Below are 18,680 nucleotides of genomic sequence, written 5' to 3'. Positions count from 1 at the left end.
CCACGGGAATCCACCCGCGGGGCGGAGAAGCGTACGGCGCGCCCGCGCCCCCAGCCAGGCCGCTTACGCCCTGGCTGAACACCCACCCGGACCGGTGAACGCCCACTCGAACCGGTATCGAACCGGTAGGACATCGGGTGGGCGTTCAGGCCGGCAGGCGATGACGTCCTCAGGCCGGGCCTCGGCCGGACGCGGAGTCCACTGCCTTCGTGTGGCGATGGCCCGTTCGCTGAGCAGCCGGGTCGAGGAACTCAAGGACCGCGAGGACCGTGAGCACGGTCAGTGCCAGGCACAAGGTCACCATCGCCGTGGGGCGATCCCACAGCACGATCGTCAGCCCGGCCAGGGCGACGACGCCCCAGTTCAGCCAGGTCCGCAGCCTATGGACGAAAACCCCGACCGGGCCGGGTGACAGCCCCGTGGCAGCCCGGGCGGCGCCCAGAGCGGACCGCCACCCCGCGCGGACACTCAGTGCCCACCGGCTGTGACCGGTGAGCCAGGCCGCGACCGCTGTGAGCACGCCCAGGGTGACCACGGCGCGAACGGTACCGCGCAGGAAGCGGACCAGGGTGTCGTAGACGGAGCCCGCAGCAGCGGAGTTCACGGAGGTCGGCAGCGCGTCCAGGTAGAACGCACGGAACACGGAGAGACCGACCCCGAGCAGACCGACCGTGACGACCACGGCGAGGGCCGCGGTGATCAGCGCCCTGCGCCGACGGAACGCCAGCAGGACACCCGCGGCGGCCATCAACACTGTGACCAGTGGAAGCCAGCCCCCCATCAACTGCAGGAGCTTGAAGCCGTTCTGGACCTTCCCGATCTCCTCGGAGGTCGCCACAGTGAGGTCCGTGTGCAGCTCAGGGATCTTGTCCGCGACGCTCAACCCGTTGTCCACCAGAAGTGCTTTGACGCGCTCGACGACCGGGGCGAGATCCACCGTGACCTTGTCCCCTTCGAGCTGGACGGCGCCGCCTCCGCTCCCGGTGAGCGCCTTGTTGACCGCCTGATGGGCGCCACGGTTCAGTTCACTCCACAGCGTCGCGAAGCCGTCGCTGCTCACGAACTTGGCGGTCACCGACTCCACGAGCCCTCGCAAGCCGCTCATCAGCGGCTCCTCGAGCCGTCCCAGTGCCGCTTCCAGGCGAGGCCGGTCCTCAGGAGTCACCTGTTCCAGCAGCAGGGACACGTCGACGTGGTCCATTACGGCATTCGTGACCCTGGTGGTCACGCTTGCTTGGATGTCCGGGTCCGAGGCCAAGGGCGCCACGGTCGAGACATACCGGTCCGTGTTGCCCACGATGTCGCTGCTCCACACCGCGATCACGCTCAGCGGAGCCAGAAGCGCCGCCAAGGAAATCAACACCACGGCGAGCATCGACCGCGACCGGTGCCTCTTCACACCTGGAGAAGGCGGTTTCTGCTCCGCCACTTGGCTCCGCAGGCGTACCAGTTCGGCTCGCTCGGCCTCCGACAGCGAAGCGGAACGGCCAGTGGCTTCCGAATCGCTCACGTCTGTATCCCTGCTGTAACCCCCGACCGCCTTGGGTTCATCGCTCCAGCTAATCCCCGCCCCGCAGGGTGCGCCACCTGGACGGCACAGGGACGCTCCCGCCGACCCGATCGGCCATGGATGCGGACGATGAGTTCGTCACGAGGTCATGTTCGGGGAGGTGAATGCGCGCGGCGAGGGATCAGAGCTCGCCGTATCGGTGCTCCAGGGCTGCCATGTCCCAGCTCACCGGCGCGCCGTCCTCTTCTGCGTCCGCGTCCTGCCAGGAGAAGGACCCTTGTTCGTCCGTGACGAGCACGTAGTCCAGGACATCCGCGGCAGAGCCGTCGGACAGGGCCTGCGCGGCCCAGTTGAGCAGGGCTCGCAGCGAGGCGTAGTGGGGGAGGTCGACGAACTGTCCACCATCCCCGTGGGCATGCGTACCGATGCACCCGCGCCGGTCGCCCCGTGCCATCTCGACGAAGAGGGAACCCCCTGCACCATCGTGGGCGAGAGGCAACCAGGATGAACGCCAATAGCGCAGTTCCTCGGGAACATCCCGCTGCTGCGACCCCGTCCACCACGCGTAGCCCTTGGCGATCTCGGCTGCGCCGGACAAGCGGTAGTTGCCGGGTAGCAGGAACTCTCCGGAACCGTCATGGCGGCGCAGGGATGCCACCACCTCCTCGGGAAACACGGGCCCGCACCGGCGTTCCGCCGCGCGTACCGTGTCGGAGTCCGCGGCAGGGGGCAACGAGGCGTACGTGCCCGGTGCGTGCTCGGACAACCAGCTCTCGATCATCGACCACGAGCCGTCAATCGTCATGGCACCCATCGTGGCCCGCGAGACCAGTCAGAGACCAGACCGTCGTGACCGCTCCTTCCCGATCATCAGGCTGTTGCCATGGCTGAAGGAGAGAACGGTGCCATGGACTGGGTGGAGGCGTCCTGGGGACCCGCTGATCTGGATGTTGCCCACTGCGCCACCGCGCTTGTCCTGCTGCACGGAGTGCGGCCGCACGGGGGATGACCGACCGCGTCGGTTCACTGCGTCCTGGCAAGCAGGCCGATGTCATCCCGCTCCGCCTGGAGAACATCAACTGCCTCACCGTCGAACGCGACCCGATCGCTGCTGTGGTCACGGCGGCGCATCCCCACAACGTGGACACGGTCCTGATGGCAGGCCCGGTCATGCATCCCTTCACCTGTATCCAAGTCTCCGACACTCGCGGGGCAGTAGTCAGGGCGAGGGCTCCTGTGGGTGGTGAGGTGAGCGTTCGACCGCGTAATAGGCTGCACTGCACTCCCTGGCGCACTTGCCGTATTCCCGCTGGAGGCCGCTCGACCAGCAATGCCAAGGCACGGGCTTGGCTTTGGGGGGCTTGTGAGTAATCGTGAATTTTGGGCGAGTATTGCAATTTTGGTGGCTTTCATTGGCTTTGTGGTGTCGATTTTCGTTGGAAGCTCCGTATTCGTTCTGCTCTTGTTGGTGATACTCGGTGTGAGTACTCCGGTCGTTTGGATCGAGCAGAAGAAGCGCGGTCGCCGCTGAGTTGCCGCAAGCGCGGCCCCCGGTCGGCGCTCCCGCAGTGCGGTCGGTGGAGTCCGATGGTGTGTCAGTGGAGTGGGGTCGCGCTCTGTGCGGGTTACTCGTTGGCCCCGCGGGATGCCTGAGGTGAGGCGCTCTTGGTGGCGATGACCTAGGCGCATCGTGTGCCATTCAGGCTTGCATGTGGCGCCATAATGGTGCCAGAATGCCGTCATGGATCTTGCGCCGTATGTGGAAGCTCTCCGCCGGGAACTTGCGGTGGCCGCCGAGGCCGGTGGGGATGATGCTCGTGAGCTGGCGGAGCGGCTGACGGCTCCTTTGGAGTCGGCAGCCCGGCTGACGTTGCTGAACGTGCTGTCCGCCGCGATGGGCGAGGTCACCCGTGATCTGGCACCCGGTTCGGTTGATGTGCGGCTGCGAGGGATCGAACCCGATTTCGTGGTGACGCTGCCGTCTCGCGGTGATGGCGGTGAGGAGCGGGGCGGGTACGCCGAATCGCTCCGGGTGCCGGTTGCTGCTCCTGCAGCGGGTGAGGGTGAGGAGGGCGGCACTGCCCGCGTCAATCTGCGTCTGCCGGCGCATCTCAAGTCTCGTGCCGAGGAGGCCGCAGCCGGTGAGGGCTTGTCGGTGAACGCGTGGCTGGTGAGAGCGGTGTCGGCGGCAGTCGATGGGGGCGGCCGGTCCCGTGCGGCGGACCAGGTCCACGCTGCCGGGCAGAGCGTTACGGGCTGGGTGCGGTAGCTGCGACTGCGCCGGTGCAGCGTCACCCGCATCGTTTCCCGCGGGCGGGCAGAACCCTAGGAACTGTGAGGACGGGGCGGTCATGCCTTCTTTCGATACTCCCGAACCGATTTCAGCCACCGTGCATGTGGAGGCCGGTGCCGTCCGGTTCATCGCGGGTGACCGCCCTGAGACGGTGGTCGAGGTGCGGCCCCGCGATCCGAAGAAGGAGCCGGATGTCCGGGCGGCCGACCAGTGTGAGGTCACCTGTGCGGGCGGCGCGCTGGCTGTCAGGACGTCCGCCCAGCGTTTTCGCGTGGGCCGTGCCGGCGCTGTGGAGGTGACGGTCGAACTGCCCACGGGCTCGAGGATCGACATGAGTGGCGGTGGGGTCCAGGTGGTGGGTGAGGGCCGGCTCGGTGAGGTCCGGGTGAAGACCTCGTCGGGTGACGTGCGCCTGGAGACGACCGCTCGACTGCAGGTGACTGCGTCGCACGGCTCGGTGACCGTGGACCGTATCGAGGGCACGGCAGAGATCACCACCAGTACCGGCAGTCTGCGCGTGGGCCTGGTGGAGGGCCCCGCCGTGCTGAAGAACTCGCACGGCACGACGACGGTCGGCACCGCGGCCGGAGAACTGCGGGTGAGCGGCGCCGCCGGTGACATCAGCATCGGTCATGCGGAGGGCTCGGTGACTGCCACCACCGCCCACGGGGCCCTGCGGGTGGACGAGGCGGTCCGCGGCATCGTCCGGTTGGAAACCGCCCACGGCGCCATCGATGTCGGCATCCGCGAGGGCACGGCCGCGTATCTCGACGTCAGTTCGAGTTCCGGCCAGGTACGCAACACCCTCACCATGTCGAAGAGTCCGGACAGCAGCGAGGAGACCGTGGAGGTCCGCGCCCGTACCCGGCACGGCAACATCGACATCCGACGCGTCCAGGTCTGAGGGCCTGCCCGTCAACTGGCCTTTTCCTTAGATGGCTTGCACTTCCCCTGCCTGCTCAGCCTGCGGACCGAGCACGCCGGGTGCCCGGCTTGCTTCCCGGCAGTCGGCGCCGGGCGGGCCGTGCCGCGGCAGTCAGGCGTTCAGTGCCTGCTCGGTCGTCGGGTGGCAGGCAACCACCGAGTCGAGGCCGACAATCTGCAGCACACGCATGACGGGCTCTTGGGCTCCTGCGATGCGCAGCCACCCCTGGACGTCCCGCACGTGCCTGTGAGCGGCGACGAAGACGTTGATCCCGCTGGAGTCCATGAACGTCACACCGCTGAGATCCGCAACGACTCGAAGAGGCGGCACCGCGCCTTCCTTGGACGTCAGAGCCCTTCCGAGGGCGTCCTTCACGTCCTGGTCGATCTCGCCCCGCACGGTCACGACACGGATGCCGTCGACCACCGCGCAATCGACCGCGAGCCGGTCTGACCGGTCGGTCTTCTGGTTGTCGGTCACCGTCTCCTCAACTGCGCTCAGGCTCGCCCGGTCAGGGCGTACGCGAAGGTTTCTGCCCCACCCCCATGTCTGGATGCACCCAGACGGCAACGCCGGACAACACCCCTCGTGCGTCGGCTACATGCGGCCGAATCCCTCGGATCACTTCCGGCGGACGAGACCGTCGATGAGGCTGTCCGTGCAGGAAGGGCGCTACTTCCGCCAAGTCTCGGGCTCAGCGGCGCAGCGTGGTCTCCTGGTCCAGACGCGACAGCTTCTCGGGGTTGCGCACGGCGTAGAGCCCGGTGATGAGGCCGTCTTCGATGCGCATCGCCAGAACGGTGTCGATGCCACCGTCGATGTCACCGCCCAGTCGGACGATCAGCGCCAGGTCGCCGTTGACCTGCGTCGGCTGAAGCGACATCGCGCCGGCGATCCTGCCCAGCACGTGGGCCACTTGGGCGGCCCCCAAGACGGGCGCCAGTGCGGCCTGCACGACTCCGCCTCCGTCGGTCAGCAGGACGACGTCCGGCGCGAGGACGTCGAGCAGGCGCTGCAGGTCGCCCGTTTCGACCGCCCGTTGGAACGCCTCGACGGTGCGGCGGGTCTCGGCAGCGGATGCGACCCCGTGTGGTCTGCGCTCGGCGACGTGGGTCCGTGCCCGGTGGGCGATCTGGCGGACCGCGGCGGGGCTCTTGCCGACAGCTTCGGAGATCTCGTCGTGGGCCAGGCCGAACACCTCGCGCAGTACGAAGACCGCTCGCTCCGTCGGGGCGAGGGTCTCCAGCACCAGCAGCACCGCCATCGAGACGCTGTCGGCCAACTCGACGTCCTCGGCCACGTCGGGCGCGGTCAGTAGCGGTTCAGGCAGCCAGGGGCCGAGGTAGGACTCTTTACGTCGACCGAGCGTGCGCAGATGACTCAAAGCCTGCCGGGTGGTGATCCGGACCAGATACGCACGCTGATCCCGCACAGCGTCGATATCGACGCCCGCCCATCGCAGCCAGGTCTCCTGCAGGACATCCTCGGCGTCGGCGGCCGAGCCGAGCATTTCGTAGGCGACGGTGAACAGCAGATTGCGGTGGGCGACGAACACCCGGGTGACCCTGTCCATGAGATCGCCACGACAGATCGGTTCGGATGTGTCCGTTGCACGGTCGCTCATAGTGCGGTCGTTCATCGTCAGCTCCTGCTCGGTCGCTCTCGACTGCGCCGTACACCAGACGCCGGCCCTCACCGACCTGTGACACCTGAGACCAGTGACACACGCCACATCACCGCGCCGTCACAAGGATCAGGCCGTCGGCATCTTGTGTTCGTCCAGTCGGCGGCAAGCAACACCACGAGTGAGGACGACGTCATGGAACCCCGTTTCAACCTGTTCGACAGCCCGACGGCCGCGAAGGTCGCCAAGCGGTTCTACAACACCTCGTTGGCCCTGGAAGGGTCCACGCTTCCGAAGCCCCTGCGGGAACTGGTGCAGTTGCGGGTCGGCCAGATCAACGGCTGCGGCCTCTGCGTCGACGCCCACACCAAGGAGGCCACGGCCGCCGGTGAAACCGCAGTCCGGCTCAGCCTCGTCGCCGCCTGGCGGCACAGCACCGTGTTCACCGAGGCCGAACGGGCTGCGCTGCGGCTCACCGAGGAGGGCACCCGACTCGGCGACCACGGCGTGTCCGACGAGACCTGGGCAGAGGTACGCAAGCACTACGACGACGACCAGGTCGGTGCGCTGGTATGTCTGGTCTCCCTGATCAACGCGGCCACCCGGATGAACGTGATCGTGCACAATCCGGGGGGTTCGTACGAGCCCGGCATGTTCGCCAGTGCGGCGAACTGACCAGCAGGTGAATCGGATGCCCTTCGCGGTCACCCACGACCCGAAGCACGGGAAGGGTTCCTGGCCCACTCCGATGGGGCGTCACCGAGGTTGAGCGAAGCTGTTCCCGCAGTGGGCGGATGTCGTCACCGTCGCGGACTGGATCAATGCCGTCGCACCGTCACAGCCGTAATAGCGGGAGCCCTCAGAGCCCTCACTGGGAGTTGCTCGGTAAGTGTTGGGCTGGACGCGCTGATCTGCCTCTGCCTCTTCGGTAGGGGGAACGGTGGCGGCCGCGCTGGCCTCGGTGGCGTGCTGAGCATCCCGGCGGAACCGTCCGACGTAATGGGTGGTCAGGCGGCGTGGCAGAGCGCCGCGGCGTGACGCGGTGCCGGGACGCAGGTAACGCCGGCGTGGACGGACCGGGTGGCGGGCATGGCGGGGGCGGTCTGGGGTCGGTTCTGTGCGAAGACGACGAGGCGCAGCACCGCGAAGCGTGCGATGCCGGCGAGTGCGGAGGCGGACAGGTAGACGGCCTGTTCGACTACCGCGCCGGGCGTCGCGGTGAGTTGCTGCAGGACGAGCATCGCCAGGCAGGTCATCGTGTAGGCGGCGGCCGCGGACCCGGCCGATTGCACATGCTGGCGCCGGGTCGCCCGCCCGCCTGCGCCGAAAGTGAAGCGGGCGTGCAGCTCGGTTGCCAGGAGCGTGGAAGCGACCGTGACCGCGGCATTGGCCAGCGCCCAGGGAATCCAGGATGCGAGTGCCGCCACGGCAAAGCTGGAAGCGAGCCCCACCCCGCCACCGCACAACACGAAACGGGCGAAGGCAGCGAAGGCGCCGGGTGCCGTCTGTCGCCGGCTCTGCACTGTCTCCATGATCCGCCCCTTTGAATATTCACCGCGACAAACGCGCGCCCTCGCCTCCGAACTGAGAGGTGCGCTTCTGGTGGCACCATCATGGCACACGAGTGGCGCCATGGGGAGTCTAATTGGCGTCGAAGTCTTCGCTGGCGGTGCCAATGTGGAGTTGGGGACGTAAATGCGCAGGTCACCGGACCGTCCGATGTGCTCGGCGAACGGTGTCGTGGCCGATTCTCCGGAACGACGTGGACGTGATGACCTCCGAAGGGAGAGGGCTCTGCTCTACGGCAGGGAGAGAGGGTCGGGGCAGGGCCTCTTTTGGTGCGCAGCTGACGCCCTTGGCTCGCCATGGCTCCGTAGACGCGCCATGGCGGGAGCGTGGAAGTGGGGTGGGGGGCCGGGCAGGGTCTACGGCAGTCAGCTCACGAACTGGCAGGCCGGATGCGCACACCGTCTCCGCTCGCGTGGGGTCACAGGCGTGCGAAACTGCCAACCCTTTGGCAGGGCAGACGGATGTGCCGAACAGAGTTGGAGAACAAGCTCAGATGCGAGAGCTCAGCCGGTGGGCGACCCAGTGGTGGAGGCCGTTTCCCCTGGTGCGCTTGCAGTTGTGGCACTTGGAGGGCGGCCCAACAACACACCCTTCGTCTCCGACGTCTGGTCGGACGACCTCGGGCCAACTGCCGAGCCTGCTGATTGGCTGGCCGGCATGACTGAGCTCGGACCTGTTGCCTGGCCCCCTGCCCCGATCAGGACCGAGAGGCTCGTACTCCGTGAGTCCGAGGCCCGGGACCGCGCGGCATTCATCGAGTTGCTGGCGTCGCCAGAAGTGCACACCTACCTCGGCGGTCCCCGGCCGCGTGACGAGCTTGAGCGCGAGATTCCCGGGGCGCCCGAGCGGTGGCCCGGGAGTTTCGTCGTTGATCTCGACGGGGCGATGATCGGCCAGATCCTGCTCAGGAGAGCAACGAGGGACAGTCGCCCGGCTGCCGCGGGGAAGGCCGATCTCGGTCACCTGTTCCTGCCACGGGCGTGGGGATGCGGGTACGCCGCCGAGGCGTGCGCGGCGGCACTCGACTGGTTCGACGGCGTCCTTCCCGGCGAGGAGGTAATGCTCACCACCCAGACCGCCAACGTCGGCTCAATGCGCCTCGCGTCAAAGCTGGGGTTCACCGAGGTAGAGCGTTTCCAGGCCTGGGACGCCGAGCAGTGGCTCGGGCTGCGGTCCCCGATCAGGCCTGAGTGACGTACAAACTCATCGACACTCGATCGGCTGTTCCGCCCTCGACTGACGCTCAGGCTCATCGCCAAACGGCGTTCGTTGAGAGCTTCGCAGCCGCACCGAAGTGTTCGTCCATCCGTCCAAGTGCGAGTGAGACTGGGGAGATCGTGGACGAGAGATCTGACGCGGCCGGGAAGGGCTTGTGCTGCGCCGCGGCCATCCGGTTGGGCGGAGCCACGCGGGTGTTGGCTGCCCGGGCGGGACTGTCCGACCGCTACGAACTGGTTGCGGCGGGCGTGGGCTGCATTGTGGCCTCCCTTGAGGGGCAGGAACTTGACGACAGCATGGTGAGCGAGGCGTTCGGTGAGAACTGGTCTCTGGACGCCAGATACCCGGCCGAACTGCCGGGCCTGGCCTTCTTCGAGGGCTGGACGAGGTTGGTATTCGTGACGATCGGGCTGACCCGGCCGGGCCAGCGAGAGCTTGATCCCGCGCAAGGGCTGGACTTTGCCCTGGAGGCCGCAGCCGCCTGGCCGTCAGATGCTCATGACGAGTCCTTCACGCGGCTCGCCGACTTCGAGCTGGCGTGCCAGCAGGGGGCGGCGGAGCGAGTGAGGGCGGACGGTCTGCCCGCTCTGTGGAAGCTGGCCGAGGCGCAGTCCGAACCGTACCGCCGGGCGGCTGAACTGCTCGTCGGACAGGGCGGATAGGTCGATGGAAGCGGCGAGCGGGGAACTGGCTCGGCAGTCGGAAGCGTCTGCGACTCCTGGCGCAGCATGTGTGTTCATGCTGGTCACTCCTTGCCCAGGGACGGCCGGGGGCGGTCACACCGAAACGATGCGGGTCGGGTCGCCGCAGGGGCCCGCCGCCTGAACGTCACGCCCCAGGCGGCATGGCCCTGGCGATTCGCACGAAGGCTGGGGACAGCTTGGGCATCGCTCGGCCTCTCTGCGCCGTCACATCCAGGGGCCGGCGATGGCGGTGAGTCTTCGAAACGACCGTTCTGGTTCTCGGTGCCGTCGTGTCCGGCATCAGGCGCGGCCTCGCGGTCCGCGGCTGACCGCCCCGGGCCGCGCACGGCTGTGCTGCGCTCAGCCGGTCAGCCTCTTGGTCGGTTCGCCGCTCGGCTCGGTGCGGCAGCGAGTCAGCGCCCGGCGACCGAGAACGACGGCGATCAGCCCCAACGGGACGGCCGCGACGGCTCCGACGAGCCCATTGCCCGTGCCGGGACCACCACTGGAGGTGGCCAGGTGCAGGACCGCGAGGACCGTACCGGCCAGCCCTGCCGCGATGGCGGACATGGCGCCCGTGCGCGCGTTGCCGCTGCTGATGCGGTCGGCGGCGCGAGCCAGGGCCAGCCAGCCGATGGCCACACCGACCAGTCCTACTCCGAGGGCCAGGTTCGCTCCGGTCCGTCCGTCACCGATGGCTCCGCCCTCGGCGGCCGCTGTCACCACGTCTGCTGCGTACATGCTTCTCTTCTTCCTCTTCGTACAGTGCAGTTCCAAGGCCAAGATGTGACTTGAGCATGTCTGCCGAGCACACCGGCCGTCGTCCCGCAGACGCAGACACTTTGCTCTGCCATCGGTGGCGCAGGCGCCTGCCGCGGATGCGGTAGGCATCACGTGGATACTGCGGGCGCGGTAGTCGACTACTCGTCCCGGAGCGGGACTTGCCGACAGCCACAGCCGGTTAGGGTGCGCGCATGGACGATGGATGGTTTGGCGTCCCGGCCAGGGTCAGAGACTGGGCTATCGCTCTCGGCGCGGCCGCGCTGCTGCTCGGGACAGGGCTGTCCGGAGGATCTCCCGGCAGGGACTCCGACCTGCCCGGCTACGCGCTGCTGGCAGTCGGGGGTCTGGCGCTGGTGGCGCGTCGCCGCGCGCCGACAGCCGTTCTGGCCGTCACCGCGCTGTGTGCGGTGGGGTATCTGGCGGCCGGCTTCGAGGTTCTCTCCGTCCCGTATCTGCTTGCGGTGTACGGCGCGGTACGGGCCGGGTACCGCACCCTCACAGCGGCGGCGTCCGTGACCGCGCTGGTCATGCTTCACCTCACCGCCCTGGTCTTCCATGACGGGCCAGCGGGCGAGGCATTGGCGCAGGCCCGTCATGTCCTCGAAGTCGCTTGGCTGATCGCCGCGTTCGCCGCGGGGGAGGCACTGCGGCAGGCCGAGCAGCGGGCGGATGAAGCAGAGCGCACCCGGGAGGCGACCGCGCAGCGCCGCGCGGATGAGGAGCGGCTGAACATCGCGCGGGAGCTGCACGATTCGCTCACGCACCAGATCTCGATCATCAAGGTGCAGTCGGAAGTCGCTGTCCACGTGGCCCGCAGACGGGGCGAACACGTACCTGAGGCTCTCCTGGCGATCCAGGAGGCCGGACGTGAGGCGACCCGGGAACTGCGCGCCACCCTGGAGGCGTTGCGGGACGACGATGTCACCTCGCCCCGCGGGCTCGACCACATCGCAGAGCTGGTGGAGCAGACGAGCCGGGCCGGCCTTGAGACGACGCTGATGATCGAGGGACAACGCGCCGATGTTCCGGCGGCGGTCGGCCGGACCGCCTATCGGATCGTGCAGGAGTCGTTGACCAATGTCGCCCGGCATGCCTGTGCCGCGACAGCGTCGGTCCGCATCGACTACCGGACCGGCTCGCTGACCATCCGGGTCGATGACGACGGCAAGGCCACGCCGGACACGGTGGCGACGCCCGGCCTCGGACTGCTCGGCATGCGTGAACGCGTCACAGCACTCGGCGGTCGGCTGCGGGCGCAGCCGCGCAGCGAGCACGGGTTCACCGTCCAGGCCGAACTCCCCGTGGAGCGGATCTCATGATCCGTGTCCTGCTGGTCGACGACCAGCCGTTGATCCGCAGCGGATTCCGTGCACTCCTCGACCTCGAAGACGACATCGAGGTGGTGGCGGAGGCCGCTGACGGCGTCGAAGGCCTGGCGCTCACCCGACGGTTCTTGCCGGACATCGTGCTGATCGACATCCAGATGCCGGTCGTCGACGGAATCGAGGCCACACGGCGCATCGCCGCGGATCCGGCCCTGGCCCAGGTGCATGTGGTCATCCTCACCAACTACGGCCTGGACGAGTACGTCCTCGACGCGCTGCGCGCCGGAGCTGCCGGCTTCCTCGTCAAGGACATCGTGCCGGACGACTTTGTGCATGCGGTGCGCGTCGCCGCCCGCGGCGACGCGCTGCTGGCTCCGTCCATCACCCGCAAGTTGATCAACCGGTACGTCAGCCAACCGCTTCCCGCCGTCGCCGGCACCGGCCTCGATGAGCTGACCGGCCGAGAGCGAGAGGCCGTCTCCCTGGTCGCGCACGGCTTGTCCAATGATCAGATCGCCCTCCGCATGGCGATCAGTCCGCTCACCGCGAAGACCCACATCAACCGGGCCATGACCAAACTCCACGCCCGCGACCGCGCCCAACTCGTGGTGATGGCCTACGAGTCTGGTTTGGTGGCACCGCGCGAATCGTGACGTTCCAGGGCAGGGACTCACGTTCAAGAGCAGGGGCAGGTCGTGCGGGTGTTGCCGTGCCGCAGCCCTCGGCCGAGCAGGACGACTATCCGTGCCGACCGGTCAACAGGTCGACGAGGGCCGCGCCCCGGGACGTCCGCCGGACCCACACATGCTGTCCCTGACGTTCGCGGCTGACGAGTCCGGCGGACTCGAGCTGACCGCAGTGGTACGTCATCGTCGCGGGCGTGCAGCTGAGAGTGCTCGCCAGACGCCCCATGGTGGAGGGCCGTACCAGCTCGCGCAGTATCTCGGCCCGTAGGGTGCCGACGACGAGTTGCAGAGAGTCCTTGCGCTCGTCGGGCTCCCGGAACGACGTCCACAGTGTGCTCAGCGCGGGCACCGGGTAGCCGAACCACACGGCGTCGGGGCGGTCGAAGCTGAACACCGATGCGCCGTTGCCGGAGACCATGGGCACCAACACCACAGGCCGGGTGCCGCGTTCGAAGGTCTCCGGGTACGGATCGGGCACGTACAGCGTCTGCTCGGAGAAGCGGACCCTGTGGCCGAGCCCGGCCAGTACCGGCGGGAGGGCGTTGCTGACCGCCGCGATCCCCACCCGCTCGGCCTCCCGCGCCAGTAGCGAGCCGGCCTGGGTCCAGGCAGGCCCGAACGCTTCCCACGCGGCGCGGAGGATGGCCGTGTAGGCGGTGATGAACGCTTTCGGCCGGTCGACGACACTTCGCCACTGCCGGGGGACCGTGCCCGCGAAATCCGCCTCCAGCTCCCGCAGCAGCAGGTGAGGGCTGACCTCTGCCAGCTGTTCGAGCTGGACGGCGAGGTCGGTCTCCCACAGGGGCGCTGTGGGCGTGAGACAGTCGGGCACCATCGAGTACTCGCGGGCGAACAAGGGCCGCAGCACGTCTGTTGCGGTTGCGGGGACCGCCGACCGGATCGTGCGCCTCCAAGGGGGGTGCACTCCCTGTGAACGGCCGCCCAGCGTGTCCGCGACGAGCGACATCAACGTGACACCGGGCTGTGCCACGACAGATACCGGTACCTTCTCCAGCGGCCCGAGACACAGTTTGGAGAACCCGGACATGAACACCCCCGTACACGCACATTGATCAGTCCGCCGAGAAGCCTAGACAACGCGTCTGCCATCAACGTTTCGAGACCGCTGACGTCTGCTGTCGGCCGCGCGTCGCCCAGGTGCCCCGAGCGGACACGTTGACCTGGGCCATCGGCGCGCCCCACCGGCTGTGCGGTGGCACAGTGCTGCGGGCCGCACGGCCGCAGGGCCTGACATGTAGGCGTACGGTCGCAACATCTTCACGAAACCGGGCCGGAAGCCCGACGCCCGCGACGCTGCTCGGTTCGAACGTCGCCTGACGTCCGGCTTGTTCAGAAGGACAGGCAGGACTTGGCCGTGTGTCCTGTCACTGGGTGCCGCGTGGGCTGGAGGGTTGTAGCAGTTGGTCGACGGGAGCGTAGTCGTCGGTGAGTGGTTGGGCACCGTCGATCCAGTCGCTGAGGTCGTCGCCCGTGGTGGTCTTCCAGCCGGGTTGCCGGGCGTTGAGCTCTTCCTGCGTCGCACGTAGATCGACCGGTCGGTCGGAGGCGAGTACCACCAGATTGCCGCCCTCGGCGGTCGCGGTCGGATCGAGGCCGATATCGGCGGGCCGGCCGATGAGGGCCACGTGCTCGAAGATCTCGCCGAGGGTGGCCACCTCGGCCCGTGCGAAGGCCATCTCACCGTGATCGATGAGGTTGGCGACGTACAAACCGTCCTCGTCGAGTACTCGCCGTACGTCGCTCATCGCTTCCGACGTAGTGAGATGCCACGGGACGCTGACGCCTCCGAATGCGTCGCCGACGACAAGGTCACGGCTGTCGGCGTCCAGTCGCCGCAGGCCGAGCCTGCCGTCCTCAACGCGTACGTCGATGCCTGATTCCATCCGCAGGCCGAGCCGGTCGCGGTTGACGCGCACAACCCCGCTGTCGATCTCGGACACCAGGCTGCGCGTCCCGGGCCGCGTGGCCGAGAGGTAGCGGGGAAAGGTGAGACCGCCGCCGCCGAGGTGGTGCGCGACAAGCGGCTCACCCTCGGGAAAGGAGGCGTCGACCACCGACGCGAGGGCGCGCACGTACTCGAATTCCAGGAAGGTCGGGTCGTCGACGTCGACGTAGGAGTGCCTCAAACCGTCCAGGATGAGTGTGCGCCCGCTGTCCCGGTCGGGGTCTGTGACGACCTGTGCGCAGTGGTACTTGGTCTCGGTGTCGCAGTTGCCGGGCGCGACCGCGGTGGCGAGGCCGCCGGCGACGACGACGAGTGTGAGGGCAGGAGTGCCGCTCCACCGGCGTGTTCGCCACTCGACCAGTACCGCGCCGACCACCAGCAGTGCTCCGAGGCCGATCAGAATGCCACTGACCGGCAAGCGCGATACGAGGACGAAACCGGTGAGGACGGTGCCGAAGATGGCGCCGACGGTGCCGACGCCGGACAGCCGGCCGACCACCGTTCCGGTCTCGGCGAGGCTGGTGAGACGCAGCTTGGTCACGATCGGCGTCACCGCGGCGAGCAGCGCCCCCGGCACGAGGATCGTCAGCGATGCGATCAACAGGAGCAGCACGGGAGCCAACTCCGCGGCGGCGCGCAGCACGGCCGGGGTCAGCGCCACCACCGCTCCTGACACTCCGAGCGAAGGGCCGATGAGCCGCCGTGGGTCGACCAGGTCGGCGACACGTCCACCCAGCCAGGAGCCGGCAGCGATCGCGGTGAGCGCGATGCCGATCACCGTCGTGCTGGTCTCAAGGGTGAGACCGAGATAGGGAGCCAGCAGCCGCAGAGCGACGATCTCGACCACCAGGACTGCGGCCGAGGACCCGAACACAAGCACGGCAGCGACACGGGGACCCAGGCCGGAGCTGTGCGTCGCGTCCTCGGCGGCAGGCGAGGAAGACGAATTGGTCACGGGCGTCATCCTCGCACGCGGTTCATCGGCCTGGCAGCATGGCGAAGTTGCTGATTCCCCCGGCCGCCGGCCCTGCTAGCACCTGCCGTCCGACACCAGCAGGCCCTTGTTGGCGCCGGCCGTCCGGCTCACGATGCTCGGCACGCAACTGGCCGTGTCGAGGCTGTAGGAGTAGGGGATGCTGACGGTGGTGTTGGACTGCGGGTTGGGGCCCGCGGGCCGGTTCTCCTGACTGGGCGCGGACCAGGTGACGTTGTCGAAGGTGTTGCCGCTGACCTGCCAGTAGCCGGCCGCATCGGTGTAGAAGGTGCCCAGGACGTCCTTGGAGTCCTCGAAGTAGTTGTTGTCCACCTTGGCGCGGGCTCCGGCGCGGGAGTTGATGCCGGACTCGTTGAGTTTCACGTAGTGGTTGTTGTACATGTGGGCTGTGCCGCCACGCAGCAGGGGTGCGCGGGAGTCGATGTTCTCGTACCGGTTGTGGTGGTAGGTGATGAAGCTGTTCGAGACGTCACTTTCACTCGACCCGACGAGGCCACCGCGGCCGGAGTTGCGCAGGGTGCTGTAGGAGAGGGTGACGTACTGGGTGTTGTCCTTCATGTCGAAGAGACCGTCGTATCCCTCGGACTCGCCGCCCGACGCCTCCAGGGTGGTGTGATCGACCCAGACGTTGCGGACGTTGCGCTCCATGCCGATGGCGTCACCGCCGTTGGAGGTGGGGGAGCCGGACTTCTTGACGTTCCGGACGGTCACGTTCTGGATGATGATGTTGCGGGCTTCACGTATGTGGATGCCCAACTGGTCGAAGACAGCGCCGCTGCCGACTCCGATGATCGTGACGTTGCTGATGCCCTTGAGCTCGATCACGCCGGCGGCGGTGTTGCAGCTGGCGCCCGACACCTTGCTGGTGTTGCCGTGGTTGATGGTGCCCTGCACCTCGATGGTGATCGGGGTGCTGCTGCTGGCCCGGCCGCACAGGGCCGCGTGGATCGCGGTTCCCGTGGTGGCCCGTACCGTCTGACCGCCCGCGCCGCCGGTGGTGCCGCCGTTCTGGGTCGCGTAGCCGCTGGTGCTCCCGGCGGCTGCGGATGCTTCGGGTATCTGCAGAACCGCGCCGGTCGTGGCCGCGACAGCCATCGTGGCCAGCGCCGCATAGAGTCGGAGTGCGACTGGTCGCCTCATTCTTGCCTCCCCATTCGTCTTCGAATGCTGGGTCTGCTGCTACATCGGTGGTCCTTTCGGCAGGCCGTAGGGGCTGCCGACCTATTACTGGGCCGGTCGTCCGCCGGCTCACAAGTGAGTGCGCTGCTCGCTGTGGATCGGGTTGCCGGTTCCGCCCGCGCGAGCTGCGGGCAAGCGCTTTCCATAGGAAGCTAGAACTCTTGCCGTGGACGCGTCAATAGACGCGTACTTGATCATTATTCATGGACGTGAACCCTCGTGAGGGTCGGGGCAAGGTCGGTCGACCCTCGATCGCTGTCGCGCAGACCGCCCGGCGTCGCGTTCTGTGTCCGCCTCGAACTCGGCCGCACCGCAGTCGGTCTGTCGACCTGAGCCCGGTGACTGCTCCTGGGCGGCGAGCCGGCCACGCCTCTGGAGTTCCCTTGTAGGCGGATGGTCCGCGCGGCGCGACGTTGCCCCAGTGGTCGGCCTGGTCCTTGTTGTCGCGAGGGCGTGCACGCTCCGGTCGTCACCGGTGTCCGACATGCCAGTGTGACGGGGATCACTCCGGAGAGAAAACCTGTCGCCGGCGCTCGGCGTCTTGTGGGTGTGAGACGAGTGAGGACAGCGCCGCATGAACTGGACGAGGAGAACCTCGTCCGGCTGGTGGCCAGGGGCGACCGCGGCGCGTTCGAGGAGTTGTACCGGCGTACGTCGCCGTGGATGGCGGTGCGGCTGCGCCGCCGCTGCGCGGACGAGCAGGTCGTCGCCGAGGTCATGCAGGAGACGTACCTGGCGGTGTGGCGCGCGGCTGGTGCGTTCGCCGGGGCGGCGGCAGGCGGGACGGCCGTCGGCTGGCTGTGGACGATCGCGGCACGCCGCCTCGTCGACGCCTTCCGGCGCCGGGCGCACCATGCGGAGCCGCCGCTCGCGGCTGCCCCGCAGCCCGTGGCGCCCGCCGCCGAGGAGGAAGCGCTCGCGGCGAGCGTCGGCGGTGACGTCGGGGACGCGCTGCGGCGCCTCGCGCCGGAACTCAGAGAGGTACTGCAGGCCATGGTGCTCGACGGATTGACGGTTCGGGAGACCGCGGTCCTGCTCGGGCTGCCCGAGGGAACGGTCAAGACCCGTGCCCGCCGGGCCCGGATCGCGATGCGGGAGGCGCTGACATGAGCGTGGAGCACGCGTCGATGCGGATCATCGACGGTTACGCGCGCGGTGACACGGACATCGCCGCCGACGAGGTGTGGGCCCTGGAGGCCCATCTGGAGGCGTGCCGGGTGTGCCGTGACCGGCTTTCGGCCGCCGTCGAGGTGCGGGCGCCCGCCGTGGCGGCGCTGGTCGACACCGTGTGGTCCGACCTCGGACCGCAGCTGGCGGCCACCACCACGATGCCGCACCGACGGCGCTGGGCGGCCCGGTTGTCCAGTTGGCTGACGCCCACGATGACGCCGTGGCTGGCGATGGTCGTGAGCGTGACCCTGCTTGCGCTTCTCTTCGATCTGTTCGGCACGGGCTCCGGTGAGGTGTCCCTGGTGCTGCTGCTCGCCCCGGTTCTGCCCGTGCTCGGCGTCGCGGCGTCCTGGTCACGCGGCCTGGACCCGGCGTACGAACTCACGGTCTCCGCGCCAAGGGCGGGTCTGTACCTGGTGCTGCGGCGCACCACGTCCGTGCTCGCCGTGGCCGTCCCCGCGCTGCTGGTGGGCGGGTGGGCGACGGGGGTGACGGCGGCTCAGTGGCTGCTGCCCTGTCTGGCGTTCACCGCGACGACCCTGGCGCTCGGTGGTGTCGTCGGCGTGCCACGTGCCGCCGCCGCGCTGGTCGCGCTGTGGGCCGTCGTCGTCGTGGCGCCGACCGTCGCCACCAGCCGTACGACCTTCGCCCTTCAGACGAGCGCTCTGCCCGCGTGGGGACTGGTCCTCGCGCTCGGCATCGGTGTCCTGGTCGCCCGCAGGGGCGCGTACTCCGTGCTGGGAGCTCACCGTTGA

18 protein-coding genes and 2 pseudogenes are annotated in these 18,680 nt (G+C 68.3%); 11 read left to right on the top strand and 9 right to left on the bottom strand.

What is annotated here, in order from left to right; genetic code table 11:
- Window positions 1-169: 169 nt before the first annotated feature.
- Together O1Q96_RS26710 and O1Q96_RS26705 are read right to left on the bottom strand one after the other, a co-directional pair.
- Complete coding sequence (locus O1Q96_RS26710; RefSeq protein ID WP_269250557.1) at window positions 170-1,363, bottom strand: hypothetical protein; 1,194 nt, start codon at window positions 1,361-1,363, stop codon at window positions 170-172.
- Window positions 1,364-1,691: 328 nt separating this feature from the next.
- The gene (locus tag O1Q96_RS26705; protein WP_269250556.1) at window positions 1,692-2,315 is read right to left on the bottom strand and encodes an SMI1/KNR4 family protein; all 624 of its coding nucleotides are present in this window, start codon (window positions 2,313-2,315) and stop codon (window positions 1,692-1,694) included.
- Between the two features lie 93 nt (window positions 2,316-2,408).
- Between O1Q96_RS26705 and O1Q96_RS26700 the strand changes: the two are divergent.
- From O1Q96_RS26700 to O1Q96_RS26685, 4 genes and pseudogenes are all read left to right on the top strand, one after another.
- Window positions 2,409-2,501: pseudogene (locus O1Q96_RS26700) on the top strand (aminoglycoside phosphotransferase family protein); the annotation flags it as partial.
- Between the two features lie 14 nt (window positions 2,502-2,515).
- Entirely contained in the window at window positions 2,516-2,881 is a 366-nt protein-coding gene (locus O1Q96_RS26695) for a hypothetical protein (protein WP_269250555.1), read from the top strand.
- A 370-nt stretch (window positions 2,882-3,251) separates the two neighbouring features.
- A complete protein-coding gene (locus O1Q96_RS26690; RefSeq protein WP_269250554.1) occupies window positions 3,252-3,779 on the top strand; it encodes a type II toxin-antitoxin system HicB family antitoxin in 528 nt (175 codons plus the stop codon).
- A gap of 82 nt (window positions 3,780-3,861) precedes the next feature.
- On the top strand, window positions 3,862-4,707 hold the full coding sequence (locus O1Q96_RS26685; protein ID WP_269250553.1) for a DUF4097 family beta strand repeat-containing protein: 846 nt from the start codon (window positions 3,862-3,864) through the stop codon (window positions 4,705-4,707).
- A gap of 132 nt (window positions 4,708-4,839) precedes the next feature.
- Here O1Q96_RS26685 and O1Q96_RS26680 read toward each other — a convergent pair whose 3' ends face one another.
- A complete protein-coding gene (locus tag O1Q96_RS26680; RefSeq protein WP_269250552.1) occupies window positions 4,840-5,208 on the bottom strand; it encodes an STAS domain-containing protein in 369 nt (122 codons plus the stop codon).
- Between the two features lie 214 nt (window positions 5,209-5,422).
- Complete coding sequence (locus O1Q96_RS26675; RefSeq protein WP_419587071.1) at window positions 5,423-6,352, bottom strand: RNA polymerase sigma-70 factor; 930 nt, start codon at window positions 6,350-6,352, stop codon at window positions 5,423-5,425.
- Window positions 6,353-6,547: 195 nt separating this feature from the next.
- Here O1Q96_RS26675 and O1Q96_RS26670 point away from each other — a divergent pair, with 195 nt between their 5' ends.
- Window positions 6,548-7,027, top strand: coding sequence for a carboxymuconolactone decarboxylase family protein (locus tag O1Q96_RS26670; RefSeq protein ID WP_269250551.1), 480 nt, complete (start codon window positions 6,548-6,550; stop codon window positions 7,025-7,027).
- A 332-nt stretch (window positions 7,028-7,359) separates the two neighbouring features.
- Here O1Q96_RS26670 and O1Q96_RS26665 read toward each other — a convergent pair whose 3' ends face one another.
- A complete protein-coding gene (locus tag O1Q96_RS26665) occupies window positions 7,360-7,884 on the bottom strand; it encodes a GtrA domain-containing protein (RefSeq protein WP_269250550.1) in 525 nt (174 codons plus the stop codon).
- A 694-nt stretch (window positions 7,885-8,578) separates the two neighbouring features.
- Between O1Q96_RS26665 and O1Q96_RS26660 the strand changes: the two genes are divergently transcribed.
- Both O1Q96_RS26660 and O1Q96_RS26655 read left to right on the top strand, forming a co-directional pair.
- Window positions 8,579-9,115, top strand: coding sequence for a GNAT family N-acetyltransferase (locus O1Q96_RS26660; RefSeq protein WP_269250549.1), 537 nt, complete (start codon window positions 8,579-8,581; stop codon window positions 9,113-9,115).
- 143 nt (window positions 9,116-9,258) lie between these two features.
- Entirely contained in the window at window positions 9,259-9,801 is a 543-nt protein-coding gene (locus tag O1Q96_RS26655) for a hypothetical protein (protein WP_269250548.1), read from the top strand.
- Between the two features lie 381 nt (window positions 9,802-10,182).
- Here the strand turns inward: O1Q96_RS26655 and O1Q96_RS26650 are convergent, their stop codons facing one another.
- Complete coding sequence (locus tag O1Q96_RS26650; RefSeq protein WP_269250547.1) at window positions 10,183-10,563, bottom strand: DUF6223 family protein; 381 nt, start codon at window positions 10,561-10,563, stop codon at window positions 10,183-10,185.
- A gap of 233 nt (window positions 10,564-10,796) precedes the next feature.
- Here O1Q96_RS26650 and O1Q96_RS26645 point away from each other — a divergent pair, with 233 nt between their 5' ends.
- Together O1Q96_RS26645 and O1Q96_RS26640 are read left to right on the top strand one after the other, a co-directional pair.
- Complete coding sequence (locus O1Q96_RS26645) at window positions 10,797-11,924, top strand: sensor histidine kinase (protein ID WP_269250546.1); 1,128 nt, start codon at window positions 10,797-10,799, stop codon at window positions 11,922-11,924.
- A complete protein-coding gene (locus tag O1Q96_RS26640) occupies window positions 11,921-12,583 on the top strand; it encodes a response regulator (protein WP_269250545.1) in 663 nt (220 codons plus the stop codon). Before O1Q96_RS26645 ends, O1Q96_RS26640 begins: the two co-directional genes overlap by 4 nt.
- An 85-nt stretch (window positions 12,584-12,668) precedes the next feature.
- On the opposite strand, the gene O1Q96_RS26635 is transcribed toward O1Q96_RS26640, so the two are convergent.
- The 3 genes and pseudogenes from O1Q96_RS26635 to O1Q96_RS26625 form a co-directional block, all read right to left on the bottom strand.
- Window positions 12,669-13,484: an ArsR/SmtB family transcription factor gene (locus O1Q96_RS26635; protein ID WP_269250544.1), complete on the bottom strand. Its 816-nt coding sequence runs from the start codon at window positions 13,482-13,484 to the stop codon at window positions 12,669-12,671.
- Window positions 13,485-14,001: 517 nt separating this feature from the next.
- Window positions 14,002-15,537, bottom strand: coding sequence for a fused MFS/spermidine synthase (locus O1Q96_RS26630; RefSeq protein WP_419586953.1), 1,536 nt, complete (start codon window positions 15,535-15,537; stop codon window positions 14,002-14,004).
- 78 nt (window positions 15,538-15,615) lie between these two features.
- A pseudogene (locus O1Q96_RS26625) lies at window positions 15,616-16,716 on the bottom strand (pectate lyase family protein); the annotation flags it as partial.
- 597 nt (window positions 16,717-17,313) lie between these two features.
- On the opposite strand from O1Q96_RS26625, the gene O1Q96_RS26620 reads away from it, so the two are divergent.
- Entirely contained in the window at window positions 17,314-17,865 is a 552-nt protein-coding gene (locus O1Q96_RS26620; RefSeq protein ID WP_269250542.1) for an RNA polymerase sigma factor, read from the top strand.
- Window positions 17,862-18,680 (top strand): zf-HC2 domain-containing protein, encoded by an 819-nt coding sequence (locus O1Q96_RS26615; protein ID WP_269250541.1) that lies wholly within the window; start codon window positions 17,862-17,864, stop codon window positions 18,678-18,680. The genes O1Q96_RS26620 and O1Q96_RS26615 overlap by 4 nt, the downstream gene beginning before the upstream one ends.

Source organism: Streptomyces aurantiacus, assembly GCF_027107535.1.
GTDB lineage: Bacteria > Actinomycetota > Actinomycetes > Streptomycetales > Streptomycetaceae > Streptomyces.
Note: the sequence above shows the minus strand (reverse complement) of the source record. Positions and strands in the feature narration are given on the sequence as shown.

What these genes read in the sequence shown, in the direction of transcription:
- O1Q96_RS26705 (WP_269250556.1), bottom strand. Translation starts at nt 2,315, where the DNA reads ATGACGATTGACGGCTCGTGGTCGATGATCGAGAGCTGGTTGTCCGAG.
- O1Q96_RS26695 (WP_269250555.1), top strand. Translation starts at nt 2,516, where the DNA reads ATGACCGACCGCGTCGGTTCACTGCGTCCTGGCAAGCAGGCCGATGTC.
- O1Q96_RS26690 (WP_269250554.1), top strand. Translation starts at nt 3,252, where the DNA reads ATGGATCTTGCGCCGTATGTGGAAGCTCTCCGCCGGGAACTTGCGGTG.
- O1Q96_RS26685 (WP_269250553.1), top strand. Translation starts at nt 3,862, where the DNA reads ATGCCTTCTTTCGATACTCCCGAACCGATTTCAGCCACCGTGCATGTG.
- O1Q96_RS26675 (WP_419587071.1), bottom strand. Translation starts at nt 6,352, where the DNA reads ATGAGCGACCGTGCAACGGACACATCCGAACCGATCTGTCGTGGCGAT.
- O1Q96_RS26670 (WP_269250551.1), top strand. Translation starts at nt 6,548, where the DNA reads ATGGAACCCCGTTTCAACCTGTTCGACAGCCCGACGGCCGCGAAGGTC.
- O1Q96_RS26665 (WP_269250550.1), bottom strand. Translation starts at nt 7,884, where the DNA reads ATGGAGACAGTGCAGAGCCGGCGACAGACGGCACCCGGCGCCTTCGCT.
- O1Q96_RS26660 (WP_269250549.1), top strand. Translation starts at nt 8,579, where the DNA reads ATGACTGAGCTCGGACCTGTTGCCTGGCCCCCTGCCCCGATCAGGACC.
- O1Q96_RS26650 (WP_269250547.1), bottom strand. Translation starts at nt 10,563, where the DNA reads ATGTACGCAGCAGACGTGGTGACAGCGGCCGCCGAGGGCGGAGCCATC.
- O1Q96_RS26645 (WP_269250546.1), top strand. Translation starts at nt 10,797, where the DNA reads ATGGACGATGGATGGTTTGGCGTCCCGGCCAGGGTCAGAGACTGGGCT.
- O1Q96_RS26640 (WP_269250545.1), top strand. Translation starts at nt 11,921, where the DNA reads ATGATCCGTGTCCTGCTGGTCGACGACCAGCCGTTGATCCGCAGCGGA.
- O1Q96_RS26615 (WP_269250541.1), top strand. Translation starts at nt 17,862, where the DNA reads ATGAGCGTGGAGCACGCGTCGATGCGGATCATCGACGGTTACGCGCGC.